The organism is Streptomyces shaanxiensis, assembly GCF_039537145.1.
Taxonomy (GTDB): Bacteria; Actinomycetota; Actinomycetes; order Streptomycetales; family Streptomycetaceae; genus Streptomyces; species Streptomyces shaanxiensis.
In genome coordinates this window covers 24,901-42,887 of sequence record NZ_BAAAZY010000023.1, presented here as the reverse complement: position 1 = coordinate 42,887, position 17,987 = coordinate 24,901, and the positions used below count along the sequence as shown (strand labels likewise).

Genomic DNA, 17,987 nt, shown 5'->3' with positions numbered 1-17,987 from the left:
GGGGCTGGTCGCGTAGTTCCCCGCGCCCCTAAAAGAAAGGGGCGTGCGCGCCCCGGACGTAGAGACGTGCACCCCCGGAGGACCGTACTCCGGGGGTGCGCGCCTGTCTCATGGGGCCGTGGCTAAAGCCCCGCGATCGGGTTCTTCAGGTTGCCGACCAGCTGCAGTGCGCCGGCCGGGTCCGCGAGGTCCACCATCTGCTTGTTGTTGCGCAGCTGGAGGCGGTTGAGGCAGGACAGCGCGAACTCGGGGGCGAACATGTCGTACTGCTTGAACTTGTCGGCGAGTTCGGGCACCGAGTGCTGGTAGTCCCGGGTGACCTCGGCGACCGTGCGCCAGAAGTCGTCCTCCTCCAGGATCCCCTCGGCCGCGAGGTTCGCGGCGAGGAAGCGGAAGAAGCAGTCGAAGACGTCCGTGAAGACGGACAGGAGCTTCTTCTCCTCCGGGACGTCCACGCGCAGCCGCTCGACCGTGGGCGGCAGCACCGCGTCCACGTCCATGACGGCGATCTCCTCGGCGATGTCCTTGTAGATCGCGCGCTGGACCACGCCGTCCTTCAGGGCCAGGATGACGTTCTCGCCGTGCGGCATGTACACCAGGTCGTAGGCGTAGAAGCTGTGCAGCAGCGGCGTGAAGTACGCCTTCAGGTAGCGGCGCAGCCACTCCGTCGGCGTCAGCCCCGACTGCTGGATCAGCGCGCCCGCGAAGGACGCGCCCTCGTGGTCGACGTGGACGAGCGAGGCCATGGTGGCCAGCGTCTCGCCGTCCTGGAGGGACGCGACCGGGCTCTCCCGCCACAGCGCCGCCAGCATCTTGCGGTACGGCGAGTAGCGGTCGGTCGCCTTCTCGTACTCCAGGTGCCGGTAGCCGACGGCGGCGCGCTCGCGGATGATCGACAGGCCGGTCGACTTCAGGATCGGGTCGTTGTCGATGAGCTGGGCCAGCCAGTCGTTGATGGCCGGGGTCGCCTCCATGTACGCCGCCGAAAGGCCGCGCATGAAGCCCATGTTGAGGACGGACAGGGCCGTCTTCACGTAGTGCTTCTCGGGGCTGGAGCTGTTGAAGAAGGTCCGGATGGACTGCTGGGCGAGGTACTCGTCGTCGCCCTCGCCCAGGCAGACCAGGTGCTTCTGGGCGACCTCGGCGGCGAAGGTGACGGTGAGCTTGTTCCACCACTGCCAGGGGTGGACCGGGATGAAGAGGTAGTCGGCGGGGTCCAGGTCCTGTTCGCGCAGGACGCCGTGGAAGCGCTCGACGGTCTCCTCGCCCAGCTCGTCCCGTACGAAGGCCTCGTACTCGATGCCCACGCCTGCCGTGAACGCGGCGCGCGAGCGGTGCGCCGCGAGCCAGACCAGCCGGACCGGGCTCCCGGTCTCGGGGGCGTACGACAGGTACTCGTGGACGCCGAAGCCGAGCCGCCCGTTGTTGGCGACGAAGCAGGGGTGGCCCTCGGTCATGCCGGTCTCGATGGCCTGGAAGCCGGCGCCGACCAGCTCGGCGACCGGGACCTGCGGCTTGGTGAGCTTGTAGCAGGTGCCGGAGAGGGTGGAGGAGATCTCCTCCAGGTAGACCGGCAGGACCTCGTCGCTCAGCCCCAGGGACTTCTGCAGCTCGATGAAGAAGTCCAGTGCGGCGAGCGGGAGTTCGGCGCCGTCCCGGTGGCGGGTGATCGAGTCCGCGTCGACCTGCCAGTGGTCGAGGGCACGGATCACGGCCTTGAAGGTGTACCGGGTCAGGCCGTCGTCGCTGCGGACGACGTATTCGCCGGCACCGGCGGCCTCCGGCGTGATGAGGCGCTCGTGCGCGAACTCGGCGAGCGCCTTGCGGATCAGGAGGCGGTTGGCCCGCGCCCAGCGGTGGGGGGACAGATGCGCTACGGCGTCGGACAGGGTCATACGGCTACTCCTCGGGCGGCCAGACTGTGCCTGTTAAAGAACTGTTCGCGGGTGCAGAAGCTCAGCAGCGCCTTTTTCTCCGGCTTCTGGATCTCGCGCTCGGGCACGAAACCCACGGCTTCGTTCAGGGCGTGGACGGCCTTGTTGGAGACGTCCGGCTCCACGACGACGCGCTGGACCGCCGGGTCCTCGAAGAGGTGCGCCATGACGGCGGTGATGACGGACCTCGTGAAACCGTGCACGGGCGTGTCGGTCGCGGGGGTGAGGAAGTGCATGCCGACATCGCCGGGCTGCGGCTCGTACAGGCCGACCAGCTCCCGGTGAGCGGGGTCGTACTTCTCCATCAGGAAGGCGGGGACGCCGTCCCGCAGACCGAGCAGGGCGTGGTGGTGCTCGTCGGCCGCGATCTCCATGTAGGCGCGCTCGACGTCCTCCAGTTTCGCGTCCTGCATCATCCAGAAGGCGGCCTTGGGGTGGGTGACCCAGGCGTGCAGGAGCTCGGCGTCCTGCAGGGGGTCGAGAGGGCGGAACGTGAACGTCATACGGAGAACTCCTGGAACGCGATCGTCTTCTCGACCGGGTAGTACTCGGTGCCGAGCAGCTCGCGGATGATGTACGCGTTCCGGTACGGGCCCATCCCGAGGTCGGGGCTGGTGATGCTGTGCGTGTGGACGCCGGCGTTCTGCAGGAAGACCCCGCGGCCGGTGACGTCGACGGCGTAGTTGCGGGCGACGTCGAAGTTGCCCTGGGAGTCGTAGACCAGGCGGTCCTTGACGGGCGTGAGGAACTCCGGCTCGGCGTACTTGTAGCCGGTGGCCAGGACCAGGCCCTGCGAGTCGAGGTGGAAGTCCTTCTGCTGCTCCTCCTGGCGGAAGGACAGCGTGTACGTGCCGTTCTCGTACGTCGCGCCGTTCAGCGAGGAGTTGGTGAGCAGACGGGTCGGGACCGGGCCGCCGAGGTTCTTCTGGTAGAGCAGGTCGAAGATCTCGTTGATCAGGTCGCCGTCGATGCCCTTGAACAGGCCCTTCTGCTCGGCGGTGAGGCGGTAGCGGGTCGCCTCCGGCAGCTCGCGGAAGTAGTCGACGTACTCCGGCGACGTCATCTCCAGCGTGAGCTTGGTGTACTCCAGCGGGAAGAAGCGCGGGGAACGGGTGACCCAGTTCAGCCGGTAGCCGTGGACGTCGATCTCGCTGAGCAGGTCGTAGTAGATCTCCGCTGCGGACTGGCCCGAGCCGACCAGGGTGATCGACTCCTTCTTCTGCAGCTCCTGCTTGTGCTGCAGATAGCGGGAGTTGTGAATGAAGTCGCCGCCCAGGCCCTGGCAGGCCTCGGGTATGTAGGGCGGGGTGCCGGTGCCCAGGACCAGGTGGCGGGCGCGGTAGGTGTCACCGGCGGCGGTGTGCACGACGTAGGCCTCGGCCCCTTCGTCGTACGTCACCTCCGTCACCGTCGTGTTGAAGCGGATGCTGCTCAGCTTGTTCGCGGCCCAGCGGCAGTAGTCGTCGTACTCGACCCGCAGCGGGTAGAAGTTCTCGCGGATGTAGAACGAGTACAGCCGCCCCTTCTCCTTCAGGTAGTTCAGGAAGGAGTACGGCGAGGTCGGGTCGGCCAGGGTGACCAGGTCCGACATGAACGGCGTCTGGAGGTGGGCGCCGTCCAGGAACATGCCCGCGTGCCACTCGAAGTCCGGCTTCGACTCCAGGAAGACGCCGTCGAGCTCGTCGATCGGCTCGGTCAGGCAGGCGAGGCCGAGGTTGAACGGGCCGAGCCCGATCCCCACGAAATCATGGGTTTTGGTCGGGTTTTCAGGACGCGCGGTCAAGGGACTCTCCCAGGTACTGCTCGGCGTGGCCGGCGATCAGGTCGAGGACGGCGGCGATGTCCTCGGCCGTCGTCTCGGGGTTGAGCAGGGTGAACTTCAGGTAGTGGCGGCCGCCCACCTTCGTGCCCGCGACCACCGCGTCGCCGGAGGCGAACAGGGCCTTGCGGGCGTACAGGTTGGCGCGGTCGATCTCGGCGGGGTCGGTGACGGCGGCCGGGATGTAGCGGAAGACGAGGGTGGAGAGCGTGGGCTCCACGACCACGTCGAAGCGCGGGTCGGCGGCGAGCAGCTGCCAGCCCTCCACGGCCAGGTCGCAGACCTCGTCGAAGAGCTGCCCGATGCCGTCGGCGCCCATCACGCGCAGGGTCACCCACAGCTTGAGGGCGTCGAAGCGGCGGGTGGTCTGCAGGGACTTGTCGACCTGGTTGGGGATGCGCTCGGTGACCATGCGCTTCGGGTTGAGGTACTCGGCGTGGTAGGTCGCGTGGCGCAGCGTCGAGGCGTCCCGGACCAGCACGGCCGAGGAACTCACCGGCTGGAAGAAGGACTTGTGGTAGTCCACGGTGACCGAGTCGGCGCGCTCGATGCCGTCGATACGGCCCCGGTACTTCACGGAGGCGAGCAGACCGCAGCCGTACGCGGCGTCGACGTGCATCCAGGTGTTGAACTGCTCGCACAGCTCGGCGATCTCGGGCAGCGGGTCGATGGAGCCGAAGTCGGTGGTGCCTGCGGTGGCGACGACGGCCATGGGGACCAGGCCGTCCTTCTTGCAGCGCTCCAGCTCGTGGGCGAGCGCGACGGTCTGCATCCGCTTGTCGTGGTCGACGGGTATGGAGACCACCGCGTCCTGGCCGAGGCCCAGCAGTTTCGCGGACTTCTTCACGCTGAAGTGGCTGACCTCGGAGGCGAAGATGCGCAGTTTGGCGAAGGAGTCGGTCTTCGCCTCCTCACGGGCCAGCAGCAGCGCCTGGAGGTTGGACTGCGTGCCGCCCGAGGTGAAGACACCGTCGGCGTTCTCGCCCAGGCCTATTCGGGCCGTCGTCCAGTCGATGAGCTTGCGCTCGATCAGGGTGCCGCCGGCCGACTGGTCCCAGGTGTCCAGGGAGGAGTTGACCGCGGAGAGGATCGCCTCGCCGAGCACGGCCGGGATGACGACCGGGCAGTTGAGGTGGGCGAGGTAGCGCGGGTGGTGGAAGTAGATCGCGTCCCGGAGGTAGACGTCCTCCAGCTCGTCGAGGACCGCGGCGGTGTCGAGCAGCGGCTTGTCGAGGTCGATCGCGTCGATGGTCGGGGCGAGGGCGTCGACGGTGACACCGGTGAACGGACGGTCGGTGGCGGCGAGTTTGGCGGCCACCCGCTCGATTCCTTCGGTCACGGAGCGGCGGTACTGCTCCGCGGTCGTGTCATTGAGCAGGTGCGAGCGCATGGGGAGGTCCTCCGGTGGGGACGGGCCGTGAAGTGCGGGGCGGCATGCGTGATGGCGTGCAACTTAGGTTAGCCTAACCTAAGTTCCTTTGAATCACGGCGGCATCAAGGGTGACTACGATCACTTGGGTCGCAGTGGCCGCCCGATCGCCTTGCATTCAGGGGCTGTTACTCCTGCGCGCGCAGCTGTTCCTCCGTCAGGCCCTGCCTCCAGTACCCCACGAAGGTGACCCGGCGACGGTCGACGCCGCGCTCCTGGACGAAGTGCCGGCGCAGCGCCTTCACGGAGCCGGCCTCGCCCGCGATCCAGACGTACGGGTGGTTGGCGGGCGGGAGTTGAGCGGCGCGGATGGCGCCGACGGCCTCCTCCTGGACCAGCCAGGTGATCTCGGCGTCGGCGTCGGTCTCCAGGTCCTGGATGTCCCCGGCGTCATGCACCTCCAGCCACACCCGGGCGCGGGTGCCGGCCGGGAGGGATTCGAGGATGGCGGAGACGGCGGGTACGGCGGTCTCGTCGCCCCAGATCACCACGAGGTCGGTGTCGTCGGCCGGCCGGAACCGGATCGCCCGGTTGTCGGCGATCGCCGGGCCGAGCAGCAGGACGCGATCGCCGGCGGCGGCACGGGAGGCCCAGTGGGAGGCGGGGCCGGCCGGGGTGTGCAGGACGAAGTCGATGTCGATCTCGTCGGGGTTCCGGCGGAGCGCCCGCAGCGTGTACGACCGCATCACGGCCCGTACGTCGTCCGGCAGTTCACGCCATCCCTGCCACCAGCCGTCACCGAGCTCAAGGGGGACCTGCGGCTCGCTCTGCCCCGGATGCGGCAGGAACAGCGACAGGGACTGGTCACGCCCGTCGGAGAAGAAGTACTCCAGATCCTCCCCGCCGAAGGTGACTCGGACCATGGACGGACCGAGCCGCCTCGTCCGTACGACCTGGAGGGAGAAGAAACGGAACGGGGCGGCTACGGCGGTAGTCATATGTGCTCCTGAGGTGACGCGCCCCAAAGGGGCACGGGGAACTGCGCGACCAGCCACGGCGGACGCGCAGTTCACCACGGTGCGGTGGACCTACGGCGCTGAACCGGCTCTCCCAGCGGAGCGCCTACGCGACCTTCTTGGCCTTCTCGATGGCCTCGGCAAGGCTGGTCAGCAGCGGCGTGCACTTGGCGTACGACAGAATCGGCTCGGGCGAACGCGCGATGACCTGCCCGGCCTTCACCGCGGGCAGCTTCTTCCAGGTCGCCTCGGTGATGTCAGCGGGCTGGATCGTCGAGGAGCGGTCGTCCATCATGATGATGTCGGCCGGGTACTTGTCGACGTTCTCCCAGCTCAGCGACTCGAACCAGCCGCCGCCCTCCTTCTTGGCGCTCTCCGGCGGCTCGACGAAGTTCACGCCGAGGGCCTTGAAGTACTCCAGGTCGATGGAGAGGTTGGTGCCGGAGACGTAGAAGATGTCCTGGCTGGCGGAACCGGCCATCACCTTGATCTCGGGGCGCGCCTTGGCGGCCTTGCGCAGCCGCTCGGCGGCCGCCTCGAAGTCCTTCTTGGACTGGGCGACCTTGTCGGCCTTCAGGTCCGCGCCGAGGGACTCGGCCAGCTCCCACACCCGCTCCAGCGGCTGGGTCAGCTGACGGTCGTAGACGGAGATCGCGGCGCTCGGGGCGAGCTTGGCGATCTTGTCCTTGGAGGCCTCGGGGACGTACCAGAGGGTGCCGGCGCTGTCGAAGGTCGTGGAGATGAGGACCTCGGGGGCGAACGCGGCGTACTTCTCGACGTTGAACTGGTCCCAGACGTTGCCGAAGACCGTCAGCTTGCTGACGTCCATGTCGCCGGCCTGCACGTCGGCCTTGCCGTCCTGCGTCTTGGTCGGGCCGAAGACGCCCTTGACCTCGATGCCGTAGTCGTACAGCGCGGCCGCGACACCGACGAAGGCGACGATCTTCGTCGGGACCTTGTCGAGCTCCACGGTGGTACCGCGGTCGTCCTTGAACGTCCAGGGGCCGGACTTGGCAGCGGTCGTGGCCTCGTCCGAACCACCGTTTTTCGCGTCGTCGTCCCCGCAGGCTGCGAGCACGGCCCCGAGGCCGAGGGCGCCGCCCGCGGCGAGGATGCCGCGGCGGGTGAGGTGGGTGGCTCTGGCGTTGGGCATGGCTACGCTGCTTTCGAACAGGGCGGATCACCCGCCGGACAATTCGAAGGTAGGTTAGCCTAACCTGATCTGATGTCCAGGGGTGGGGGCCCTTGTGATCGAAGTTGTGCGCACGCTGTGAAGCGGCCACGTACGACCGGCGAGGCCCAACGCCCTTGAAATCAAGGGTTGTTGAGCCTCGCTCCGGCGGACGCCGGGCTCAGCCCACGAGCCCCAGTTCACGCGCGATCAGCATGCGCTGCACCTCGCTCGTGCCCTCGCCGATCTCCAGGATCTTGGAGTCCCGCCACATACGGGCCACCGGGTACTCGTTCATGAAGCCGTAGCCGCCGTGGATCTGCGTCGCGTCGCGGGCGTTGTCCACCGCGATCGTCGACGAGTAGAGCTTCGCCAGCGCCGCCTCCTTCTTGAAGGGCTCCCCGGACACCAGCCGGGAGGCCGCGTCGCGCCAGGCGAGGCGGGCCGTGTGGGCCTTCATCTCCATGTCAGCGATCTTGAACTGGATGGCCTGGTTGGCGCCGATCGGCCGGCCGAACGCGTGGCGTTCCTTGGCGTACTTCACCGACTCGTCCACACAGCCCTGCGCCAGACCCGTCGCCAGCGCCGCGATGGCGATGCGGCCCTCGTCCAGGATGCGCAGGAACTGGGCGTAGCCGCGGCCCTCTTCGCCCAGGAGGTTGGCCGCCGGGACCCGGACGTCCGCGAAGGACAGCTCCCGGGTGTCGGAGGCGTTCCAGCCGACCTTGGAGTAGGGGGCCGCGACCGTGAAGCCGGGGGTGCCGGACGGGACGATGATCGACGAGATCAGCGGGCTGCCGTCGGGCTTGCGGCCGGTGACCGCCGTGACCGTGACCAGGCCCGTGACGTCCGTACCGGAGTTGGTGATGAAGCACTTGGTGCCGTTGATCACCCATTCGCCGGTCTCCGCGTCGAGACGGGCCGTCGTACGCGTCGCGCCCGCGTCCGAGCCGCCGTCCGGCTCGGTGAGGCCGAAGGCGCCCAGGATCTCGCCGGAGCACAGCCGCGGCAGCCACTGCTGCTTCTGCTCCTCGGTGCCGAAGAGATGGATCGGCATCGCGCCGAGCGAGACGCCCGCCTCGAGGGTGATGGCGACCGACGAGTCCACGCGGGCCAGTTCCTCGAGGACCACGCCGAGCGCCAGATAGTCGCCGCCCATACCGCCGTACTCCTCCGGGAACGGCAGCCCGAACAGGCCCATACGGCCCATCTCGCGGACGATCTCGTACGGGAACTCGTGGTGCTCGTAGTACTCGCCGATCTTGGGCGCTACGACGTCGTGCGCGAACTGCTCCACCGTACGGCGGAGTTCTTCGAGTTCGGGGGAGAGTCGGTGGTCCATCGCGGGTCACTGCTCCTTGTGGGACAGGGCTCGTACGGTGCGGGACGGGCTGGGTCGGCCCAGTTGTTCGGCCATCCACGCGCTCGTGGCGACGAGGCGGTCGAGATCTACTCCGGTGTCGATGCCGAGGCCCCGCAGCATCCACACGAGGTCTTCGGTGGCGAGATTGCCGGTGGCGGACTTGGCGTAGGGGCAGCCGCCCAGGCCGCCGGCGGAGGCGTCGACGGTGGTGACGCCGTGTTCGAGGGCGGCGTACGTGTTGGCCAGTGCCTGGCCGTAGGTGTCGTGGAAGTGGACGCCCAGGGCTGCCACGGGGGTGCCCTGTTCGGTGAGTTCGGTGAGCAGCGCCCGTACGTGCCCTGGCGTCGCCACCCCGATCGTGTCGCCCAGGCTCAGCTCGTCGCAGCCCATGTCCAGCAGCGCTTTGCAGACCTTCACCACCTGCGGGACCGGGACCGCGCCCTCCCACGGGTCGCCGAAGCACATCGACAGATAGCCGCGGACATGGACGTCGGAGGCCTTCGCCCGGGCCACGACCGGCTCGAACATGGCCAGCGCCTCGTCGACCGTGCGGTTGAGGTTGGCCTTGGCGAAGGACTCGGTGGCGCTGGCGAACACGGCGACGCGCCGGGCGCCGAGGGCGAGGGCGCGGTCCAGTCCGCGTTCGTTCGGCACGAGCACCGGGAGCGCCACCGGGAGGTCGCCGACGAGCGGGAACAGCTCTTCCGCGTCGGCCAACTGGGGCACCCACTTGGGGTGTACGAAGCTGGTGGCCTCGATCGTCGTCAGGCCCGCGTCGGCGAGGCGGCGCACGAACTCCGCCTTGACCTCCGTGGGGACCGTGCCCTTCTCGTTCTGCAGGCCGTCGCGTGCGCCGACCTCGTGGATCCGGACGCGGGCCGGCAGCCCGGGGGCCGGCACCGTCATGGGCAGCGTCATCGCTCCTCCTCCACGGATGCCTCCGCCGGCGCGATGACCGCCAGGACCTGGTCCATGGCGACCGTCGTGCCCGGCGTGACGTCCAGCTCGGTGACCGTGCCGGCGTGCGGGGCGGAGATGACGTGCTCCATCTTCATCGCCTCGACGACCAGCAGGCTCTGGCCCGCCGCCACTTCGTCCCCGACGGCGACCTTCACCACCGTCACCGTCCCCGGCATGGGCGCGGTCAGCGAGTCGGCGCCGGAGTGCGCGGCGCCGGTGAGGGACGCCGTGACCGGGTCGTGGTCGCGCACGTGCCAGGCGTCGCCGTCGCGGCCCAGCCAGCTGCCGTCCGGCAGGGCAGCGAGGCGGAAGGTGTGGCGGACGCCGTCAAGGGTGACGGACACCTGGTCGTCGGTGACGGTGTGGGTGCCGCGCGGGACGTATTCCACCGGGTCCTGCACCCGGAGGTGGAACCCCGCGGGCTTCGCGAGGCCCCCGAGCCGCCAGCCGCTCGGCACGGAGAAGGGGTCGATCCAGCCCTCGCCCCGAGGCCGCAACGCCGCCAGCCGTGCGGCGGCCGCCGCCTCGTACACCTCTTCCGGTACGTCGACGAGGACCAGCTCGTCCACGACGCGCTCCACCAGCCCCGTGTCCAACTCGCCCGCCACGACCGCCGGATGCGCGAGCAGCCGCCGCAGGAACCCGGCGTTCGTCTGCACGCCCAGCGTGACCGTCCCGGCGAGGGCGGACCGGAGCTTCCTGATCGCCGTCTCCCGGTCCGGCCCGTACGCGATCACCTTGGACAGCATCGGGTCGTACAGGCTCCCGACCTCCGTGCCCTCGCTGAGTCCGGAGTCGGTGCGGATGCCGTCGCCCTGGGGCTCGTGCAGCCGCAGCACCGTGCCGCCGGAGGGAAGGAACCCGCGCGCGGGGTCCTCGGCGCAGATGCGGGCCTCGATCGCATGGCCGGTCAGCCGTACGTCCTCCTGCCCGAAGGCCAGCCGCTCGCCCGCCGCCACCCGCAGCTGCCACTCCACCAGGTCGAGGCCGGTGATGAGTTCGGTGACCGGGTGCTCCACCTGGAGGCGGGTGTTCATCTCCATGAAGTAGTACGACGAGGGGTCGCCGCCCGGCACGATGAACTCCACCGTGCCCGCGCCCCGGTACCCGCAGGAGCGGGCCGCCTGCACGGCCGCCTCGCCCATCGCAGCCCGGGTCTCCTCATCGAGCAGCACACTCGGCGCTTCCTCGATGATCTTCTGGTGCCGGCGCTGGAGGGAGCACTCGCGCTCCCCGAGATGCACCACGTTGCCGTGGCCGTCGGCCAGGACCTGGATCTCGATGTGCCGGGGGCGGTCGATCCACCGCTCGACGAGGAGCGTGTCGTCGCCGAAGGAGGCGCGGGCCTCACGGCGGGCGGCGGCGATCTCCTCCGCCAGCTTCCGCGCGTCCCGCACCAGCCGCATGCCCTTGCCGCCACCGCCGGCCGACGGCTTCAGCAGGACCGGCGTGCCGATCTCGCGGGCGGCGTCGGCGAGTTGCCCGTCGCTGAGCCCGCTGCCGGACGACCCGGGGACCACCGGCACCCCGGCGGCCTTCACCGTCTCCTTGGCGCGGATCTTGTCGCCCATCAGCGCGATGGCGTCCGCGGACGGACCGATGAAGACCATCCCGGCGTCGGCACACGCGCGCGCGAAGGCGGCGTTCTCGGCGAGGAAGCCGTAGCCGGGGTGGACCGCCTGGGCGCCGGAGCGGGCGGCCGCATCGAGCAGCCGCTCCACGGACAGATAGCTCTCGGCGGCCGGCGCCGGACCGATCCGTACCGCCGTGTCGGCCTCCCGGACGTGCCGTGCGTCGGCGTCCGCGTCGGAGAAGACGGCCACCGAGCGCACGCCCATCGCGCGCAGCGTCCGAATGACGCGGACGGCGATCTCGCCCCGGTTGGCCACAAGTACCGTGTCGAACATCGTTGTTATGCCCTTCACATCCGGAAGACGCCGAACTGGGGGTCGCCCAGGGGCGCGTTCGCACAGGCGGTCAGAGCCAGCCCCAGCACCTGACGGGTCTCCAGGGGGTCGATGACCCCGTCGTCCCACAGCCGGGCCGTCGCGTAGTAAGCGTTCCCCTGGCGCTCGTACTGCGCACGGATCGGGTCCTTGAAGGCCTCTTCCTCCGCCGCGGGCCAGCTCTCGCCGCGCGCCTCCGACTGGTCCCGCTTGACCGTCGCGAGGACCGAGGCGGCCTGTTCGCCGCCCATGACGGAGATCTTGGCGCCCGGCCACATCCACAGGAAGCGGGGCGAGTACGCCCGGCCGCACATCGAGTAGTTGCCCGCGCCGTACGACCCGCCGACCACGACCGTCAGCTTCGGCACGCGCGTGCAGGCCACCGCCGTGACCATCTTGGCGCCGTGCTTGGCGATGCCGCCCGCCTCGTAGTCCTTGCCGACCATGAACCCGGAGATGTTCTGCAGGAAGACCAGCGGGATGCCGCGCTGGTCGCACAGCTCGATGAAGTGGGCGCCCTTCTGGGCGGACTCGGAGAAGAGGATGCCGTTGTTGGCGACGATGCCGACCGGGTGCCCGTGGACGCGGGCGAAGCCGGTGATCAGGGTCTGCCCGAACTCCGCCTTGAACTCGGCGAAACGGGAGCCGTCGACCACGCGCGCGATGATCTCGCGTACGTCATAAGGGGTGCGGGAGTCGACCGGCACGGCGCCGTAGAGCCCGTACGGGTCCACCTTCGGGTCGACCGAGGGCTCCACGGACCAGGGCAGGGGCCCGCGCGCGGGGAGCGTGGCGACGATGTTCCGCACGATCCGCAGCGCGTGCGCGTCGTCCTCGGCGAGGTGGTCGGTGACGCCGGAGATCCTGGAGTGCACCTCGCCGCCGCCCAGCTCCTCGGCGGTGACGACCTCGCCGGTGGCCGCCTTCACCAGCGGGGGGCCGCCGAGGAAGATCGTGCCCTGGTTCCGGACGATGACGGCCTCGTCGCTCATGGCGGGGACGTAGGCGCCGCCGGCGGTGCACGAGCCGAGCACGGCCGCGATCTGCGGGATACCGGCGCCCGACATCCGGGCCTGGTTGTAGAAGATCCGCCCGAAGTGCTCCCGGTCCGGGAACACCTCGTCCTGCATGGGCAGGAAGGCCCCGCCGGAGTCGACCAGATAGAGACACGGCAGCCGGTTCTCCAGGGCCACCTCCTGCGCGCGCAGGTGCTTCTTCACGGTCATCGGGTAGTACGTCCCGCCCTTGACCGTGGCGTCGTTCGCGACGATCACGCACTCGCGCCCGCTGACCCGTCCGATCCCGGCGATGACACCGGCGGCCGGGGCCTGGCCGTCGTACATGCCGTCGGCGGCCAGGGGTGCGAGCTCCAGGAAGGGGGAGCCGGGGTCGAGGAGGGTGTCGACGCGGTCGCGCGGCAGCAGCTTGCCGCGCGCGGTGTGCCGGGCGCGTGCCTTCTCACCGCCACCGAGCCGCACCGCCGCCAGCTTGGCGCGCAGCTCCTCCCCGAGTGCCCGATGGGCCTCCTCGTTGGCCCGCCAGGCTTCCGACGCGGGATCTGCCGCGCTGTGAAGCTCCGGTGCCTCGTGCATCCTGCGGTCCCCTCACCAGTGGTCGACCAGTTAATGAGCGTTAACGCATTTCCATCAGGTTAACGACCGCTAACCTCCCTGTCTAGAATTGCTTCCATGGCCACCAGAACCGACGCCCCCACCCGCCGCGAGCAGATCCTCAAGGAGGCCGCGCGCCTCTTCGCCGAGCGTGGTTTCCACGGCGTCGGTGTCGACGAGATAGGCGCCGCCGTGGGCATCAGCGGCCCCGGTCTCTACCGGCACTTCGCCGGCAAGGACGCGATGCTCGCCGAGCTGCTGGTCGGCATCAGCGGTCAGCTCCTGACGGGCGCGAAGCGGCGCCTCGCGGAGGCCGACGGGGTGCCGGCCGAGGCGGTCCTCGACTCCCTCATCGAGGGCCACATCGACTTCGCCCTCGACGACCGCCCCCTCATCACCCTGCACGACCGCGAGCTGGACCGCCTCCGCGACAGCGACCGCAAGCTCGTACGCCAGCTCCAGCGGCAGTACGTCGAGCTGTGGGTGGAGGTCGTGCGCAAGGTGTACCCGGAGCTCACGGAGCCGACGGCCCGCTCGGCGGTGCACTCGGTGTTCGGCCTGCTGAACTCGACGCCGCATCTGGGGCGGCCGGGGTCGCTGCCGGGGCGGGGGGTCACGGCGGAGTTGCTGCATCGGATGGCGCGGGGGGCGTTCGGCGCGGCGGAATCGCCGGCGGCGGGCTGAGGCGGGCTTTCCTCGCCCCCGCCGCCCCTACCCGTCCCGTCCTTCTGGGGCTCCGCCCCAGACCCCGCTCCTCAAACGCCGGAGGGGCTGGATTTCGCCGGACCAGGCAAAGTCAGCCCGTCCGGCGTTTGAGGACGAGGCCCTTCGGGCCGAAGCGGGGTCTGGGGGCGGCAGCCCCCAGGGACGGGACGGGTAGGGGCGGCGGGGGCGAAATCCGCCAGGGGGGTGCGGTGAGAGTGACGAGCGTTACGGGGGGAGGCCTCTGGACGGCCGTTCGTACTCGCCGGTACCTTGAATGAGCAAGCGCTTAGACATGTACCGGTGGAGGTGGGCGGCGTGCGCCGTACGGTGTTCAACGAGGATCACGAGGCGTTCCGGGAGACCATCCGCGCCTTCATCGAGGCCGAGGTCGTGCCGGTCTACGACGAGTGGTTCGCGGCCGGCCAGGCGCCGCGCGACTTCTACTACAAGCTCGCCGAGCTCGGCGTCTTCGGCATCCGCGTGGACGAGGAGTACGGCGGCGCCGGCATCGACTCGTACAAGTTCGAGGCCGTGCTGTACGAGGAGACCGCCCGCGCGGGCGTCCAGTTCGGCGGCTCCGGCGTGCACGTGCTGCTCGGCCTGCCGTACATCAAGATGCTCGCCACCGACGAGCAGAAGAAGCGGTTCCTGCCGAAGTTCGTCTCCGGTGAGGAGATGTGGGCGCTGGCGATGACCGAGCCCGGCACCGGCTCCGACCTCGCCGGCATGAAGACCACCGCCAAGCTCTCCGAGGACGGCACGCACTACGTCCTCAACGGCGCCAAGACCTTCATCACCGGTGGCGTGCACGCCGACCGCGTGATCGTCTGTGCCCGCACCGACGCGCCCAGCGCCGAGGACCGCCGCCACGGCATCTCCCTGTTCGCCGTGGACACCAAGTCCGAGGGCTACTCCGTCGGCCGCAAGCTCGACAAGCTCGGCCTGAAGACCTCCGACACCGCCGAGCTGGCGTTCGTCGACGTGAAGGTCCCGGTCGAGGACCTCCTCGGCGAGGAGAACAAGGGCTTCTACTACCTCGGCCACAACCTGGCCTCCGAGCGCTGGGGCATCGCCTTCGGCGCCTACGCCCAGGCCAAGGCCGCCGTCCGGTTCGCCAAGCAGTACGTCCAGGAGCGCACCGTCTTCGGCAAGCCGGTCGCCCACTTCCAGAACACCAAGTTCGAGCTGGCCGCCTGCCAGGCCGAGGTCGACGCCGCCGAGGCCGTCGCCGACCGCACCCTGGAGGCCCTGGACGCGGGTGAGCTGACCCCCGCCGAGGCCGCCTCCGCGAAGCTCTTCTGCACCGAGGTCGCGCACCGCGTGATCGACCGCTGCCTGCAGCTGCACGGCGGCTACGGCTTCATGAACGAGTACCCGATCGCCCGCCTGTACGCGGACAACCGGGTCAACCGCATCTACGGCGGGACCAGCGAGATCATGAAGTCGATCATCGCGAAGGACATGGGCCTGTAAGGCTCCTGAAATTTCCTGCCCATAGAAAAGGTGCCATGAACCAGGCACTACAGGGTCTCCTCGATCTGCTCGACCTGGAGCAGATCGAGGAGAACATCTTCCGCGGCCAGTCCCGCTCCGCCGTCGTCCCGCGCGTCTTCGGCGGCCAGGTCGCGGCACAGGCGCTCGTCGCCGCCGGCCGCACGGTCCCCGCGGACCGGCCCGCCCACTCCCTCCACGCGTACTTCCTGCGCATGGGGGACCCGGGCGCGCCCATCGTCTACAACGTCGACCGCATGCGCGACGGCCGCTCCTTCACCACCCGCCGGGTGGTCGCGATCCAGCACGGCAAGCCGATCTTCGCGCTGTCGGCGTCCTTCCAGACGTACGAGGAGGGCATGGACCATCAGGCCCCCATGCCGCCCGCTCCCGACCCGGCGACGCTCCCCACCAGCGGCGAGCGGCTGCGTGGTTACGACCATCTCGACCCGGACGTCGTCGAGCGGTTCCTGGAGGCCCGCCAGGCGGTCGACCTGCGCTACGTCGACGAGCCGCCCTACGGCAAGTTCGGTGAGCCCCGCGAACCGCACTCCCAGGTCTGGTTCCGCACCAACGGCAAGCTGGCCGACGACCCGCTCCTGCACGTCGTACTCGCCACGTACGTCTCCGACATGACCCTGCTGGACTCGGTCCTGCTCGCCCACGGTCGGGGCGGCTGGGCCGTCGGGGACGTGGTCGGGGCCTCGCTGGACCACGCGATGTGGTTCCACCGCCCGTTCCGCGCGGACGAGTGGCTGCTGTACGACCAGGAGTCGCCGTCGGCACACGGCGGACGGGGGCTCGGGCAGGCGCGGATCTACACGCAGGACGGGCGGCTCGCGGTGTCGGTGATCCAGGAGGGCGTCGTCCGGATACCGCGGTGACGGCTCATTCCGCCGCCGCGCCCGAGTGCCTGCGCTGTCCACGCCCCGACCGCAGCAGGCGTACCGCCAGGAATGCGACGACGGCCACGGCCACGACGACCAGGATCGCCTTGGAGTAGAGGCTCACCAGGTCGGTGACCTCGTGCCAGCGCGCGCCGAGGGCGTAGCCGCCCGCGATGAACGCGGTGTTCCAGATGAGGCTGCCCGCCGCGGTGAGGGCGAGGAACACCGGGAGCCGCATGCGTTCGACTCCGGCCGGTATCGAGATCAGGCTGCGGAAGATGGGCACGAAGCGGCCGAAGAACACGGCCTTGGTGCCGTGCCGGAGGAACCACGCCTCGGTCCGCTCCACGTCCGCGACCTTCACCAGCGGCAGCCGGGAGGCCACCGCGATCAGCCGGTCCCGGCCGAGGAGAGCGCCGAGCAGGTACAGGACCAGCGCGCCCACCAGCGAACCCGCCGTCGTCCAGGCGACGGCCGCGAAGACGTCCATCCGCCCCTGGCTCGCCGTGAAGCCCGCCAGCGGCAGGATCACCTCGCTCGGCAGCGGCGGGAACAGGTTCTCCAGCGCGATGGCCAGTCCGGCGCCGGGCCCGCCCAGCTTCTCCATCAGGTCGGCGGCCCACCCGGCGACTCCGCCGACAGGTGCGTCCGCCGCCGCGGCAGCAATGATCATGCCTTCCACTTTACGAAGTCTTGACCTAAAGACCGTATGAGGAAGGCCGCACCATCGGCTGTGGGGTTCCGCACACGCGGCCGCCCGCTATGCCAGCCCCGCCTCCGCCAGCAGATACGCCGTCATCGGGTCGTAGAAGCGGGGGCTGACCACATGGTCGTCCAACGGCACCACCACCTGCACCGTCCCCTCCGACTCCGCGAGGAACAGCGCCGGGTCGTTGCAGTCCGCGTATCCGACGGAGTCGACGCCGTGCTGTCCGGCGTACCCCGCCCAGCCGTGGTCGGCCACGACCAGGTCCGGCAGCGGACGGCCCGCGCGCTCAAGTCCCGTGAGGATGGCCTTCATCGGGTCGCCGGAGTGGGTGTGCCAGAGCGTGGCGCCGTGCTCCAGGACCGCGACGTCCGCGAACTGCATGACGTAACCCTCGTCCGTCTGCAGGCCGTCCGGGATGACGACGATCTCGCAGCCCGTGGCGCGCAGCGCGTCGGCCGTCGCGCGGTGGACGTCCAGCAGGCCGCCCGGGTGGCCGGTCGCGAACAGCACCCGCTGCTGACCGTCCGCCGCCTTGCGCAGCCGGGCCGCCATCCGCTCCAGCGCGGCCACCGTCAGCTCGGGGTCGATGGTGTCCTGCCCGTGACGGTGCTCCGCGTCGTCGCTCACGCCGACGCGCTCCGCCATCACCGCGAGCACGTCCTGCTCGTCGGTCCAGCGGTCGCCGAGCTCCAGGCCGAGCCAGTAGTGGCGGTTGCCGTTCGCCAGCTGGCGGTAGTGGGAGAGGTTGTTCTCGCGGGGCGTCGCGACATCGCCCGCGATGCGGGTTCTGACGAGGTGGTCGACGAGCTCGGCGCGGCTGGGTGTCCCGGGTATCGGCATGGCTCCCATTGTGAGGCAGACAACTGCGGGAACGGCTGCCTCCGGAGCGCGTGCGACGCGCGTCACTGTGCAGATCATCGCGGGATGTGGCGCGCCGTCGTGGGATGGGGTGCGCCGCCGTCGGCCGTGGCGCGCCATCGCTCCTCGTGCGGCGTATCGGCGCTCGC

The 17,987-nt window shown here is 69.7% G+C and carries 15 protein-coding genes; 3 read left to right on the top strand and 12 right to left on the bottom strand.

Features of this window, described 5'->3' with window-relative positions:
* Positions 1-122: 122 nt before the first annotated feature.
* The 10 genes from ABD932_RS34225 to ABD932_RS34180 all read right to left on the bottom strand — a co-directional run bounded on the left by ABD932_RS34225 (position 123) and on the right by ABD932_RS34180 (position 13,170).
* Positions 123-1,895, bottom strand: coding sequence for an IucA/IucC family protein (locus ABD932_RS34225; RefSeq protein WP_345018920.1), 1,773 nt, complete (start codon positions 1,893-1,895; stop codon positions 123-125).
* The gene (locus ABD932_RS34220; RefSeq protein ID WP_345018916.1) at positions 1,892-2,437 is read right to left on the bottom strand and encodes a GNAT family N-acetyltransferase; all 546 of its coding nucleotides are present in this window, start codon (positions 2,435-2,437) and stop codon (positions 1,892-1,894) included. The genes ABD932_RS34225 and ABD932_RS34220 overlap by 4 nt, the downstream gene beginning before the upstream one ends.
* Complete coding sequence (locus tag ABD932_RS34215) at positions 2,434-3,717, bottom strand: lysine N(6)-hydroxylase/L-ornithine N(5)-oxygenase family protein (protein WP_345018915.1); 1,284 nt, start codon at positions 3,715-3,717, stop codon at positions 2,434-2,436. Before ABD932_RS34215 ends, ABD932_RS34220 begins: the two co-directional genes overlap by 4 nt.
* Positions 3,701-5,143: a lysine decarboxylase DesA gene (gene desA, locus ABD932_RS34210; protein WP_345018913.1), complete on the bottom strand. Its 1,443-nt coding sequence runs from the start codon at positions 5,141-5,143 to the stop codon at positions 3,701-3,703. The genes ABD932_RS34215 and desA overlap by 17 nt, the downstream gene beginning before the upstream one ends.
* Positions 5,144-5,310: 167 nt before the next feature.
* On the bottom strand, positions 5,311-6,120 hold the full coding sequence (locus ABD932_RS34205) for a siderophore-interacting protein (protein WP_345018911.1): 810 nt from the start codon (positions 6,118-6,120) through the stop codon (positions 5,311-5,313).
* A gap of 124 nt (positions 6,121-6,244) precedes the next feature.
* Entirely contained in the window at positions 6,245-7,291 is a 1,047-nt protein-coding gene (locus ABD932_RS34200; protein ID WP_345018908.1) for an ABC transporter substrate-binding protein, read from the bottom strand.
* A 199-nt stretch (positions 7,292-7,490) separates the two neighbouring features.
* Entirely contained in the window at positions 7,491-8,651 is a 1,161-nt protein-coding gene (locus ABD932_RS34195) for an acyl-CoA dehydrogenase family protein (RefSeq protein WP_345018906.1), read from the bottom strand.
* A gap of 6 nt (positions 8,652-8,657) precedes the next feature.
* A complete protein-coding gene (locus tag ABD932_RS34190) occupies positions 8,658-9,590 on the bottom strand; it encodes a hydroxymethylglutaryl-CoA lyase (protein WP_345018903.1) in 933 nt (310 codons plus the stop codon).
* Complete coding sequence (locus tag ABD932_RS34185; protein ID WP_345018901.1) at positions 9,587-11,539, bottom strand: acetyl/propionyl/methylcrotonyl-CoA carboxylase subunit alpha; 1,953 nt, start codon at positions 11,537-11,539, stop codon at positions 9,587-9,589. The genes ABD932_RS34190 and ABD932_RS34185 overlap by 4 nt, the downstream gene beginning before the upstream one ends.
* A 14-nt stretch (positions 11,540-11,553) precedes the next feature.
* Complete coding sequence (locus tag ABD932_RS34180; protein WP_345018898.1) at positions 11,554-13,170, bottom strand: carboxyl transferase domain-containing protein; 1,617 nt, start codon at positions 13,168-13,170, stop codon at positions 11,554-11,556.
* 96 nt (positions 13,171-13,266) lie between these two features.
* Here ABD932_RS34180 and ABD932_RS34175 point away from each other — a divergent pair, with 96 nt between their 5' ends.
* From ABD932_RS34175 to ABD932_RS34165, 3 genes are all read left to right on the top strand, one after another.
* Positions 13,267-13,872, top strand: coding sequence for an SACE_7040 family transcriptional regulator (locus tag ABD932_RS34175; RefSeq protein WP_345018895.1), 606 nt, complete (start codon positions 13,267-13,269; stop codon positions 13,870-13,872).
* A 336-nt stretch (positions 13,873-14,208) separates the two neighbouring features.
* On the top strand, positions 14,209-15,366 hold the full coding sequence (locus ABD932_RS34170; protein WP_345018893.1) for an acyl-CoA dehydrogenase family protein: 1,158 nt from the start codon (positions 14,209-14,211) through the stop codon (positions 15,364-15,366).
* A 35-nt stretch (positions 15,367-15,401) separates the two neighbouring features.
* The gene (locus tag ABD932_RS34165; RefSeq protein WP_345018889.1) at positions 15,402-16,268 is read left to right on the top strand and encodes an acyl-CoA thioesterase; all 867 of its coding nucleotides are present in this window, start codon (positions 15,402-15,404) and stop codon (positions 16,266-16,268) included.
* Between the two features lie 4 nt (positions 16,269-16,272).
* On the opposite strand, the gene ABD932_RS34160 is transcribed toward ABD932_RS34165, so the two are convergent.
* Together ABD932_RS34160 and ABD932_RS34155 are read right to left on the bottom strand one after the other, a co-directional pair.
* Positions 16,273-16,941, bottom strand: a complete 669-nt coding sequence (locus ABD932_RS34160; protein WP_425587560.1) for a DedA family protein — start codon at positions 16,939-16,941, stop codon at positions 16,273-16,275.
* Between the two features lie 90 nt (positions 16,942-17,031).
* On the bottom strand, positions 17,032-17,820 hold the full coding sequence (locus ABD932_RS34155) for a phosphatase (RefSeq protein WP_345018884.1): 789 nt from the start codon (positions 17,818-17,820) through the stop codon (positions 17,032-17,034).
* Positions 17,821-17,987: the final 167 nt, after the last annotated feature.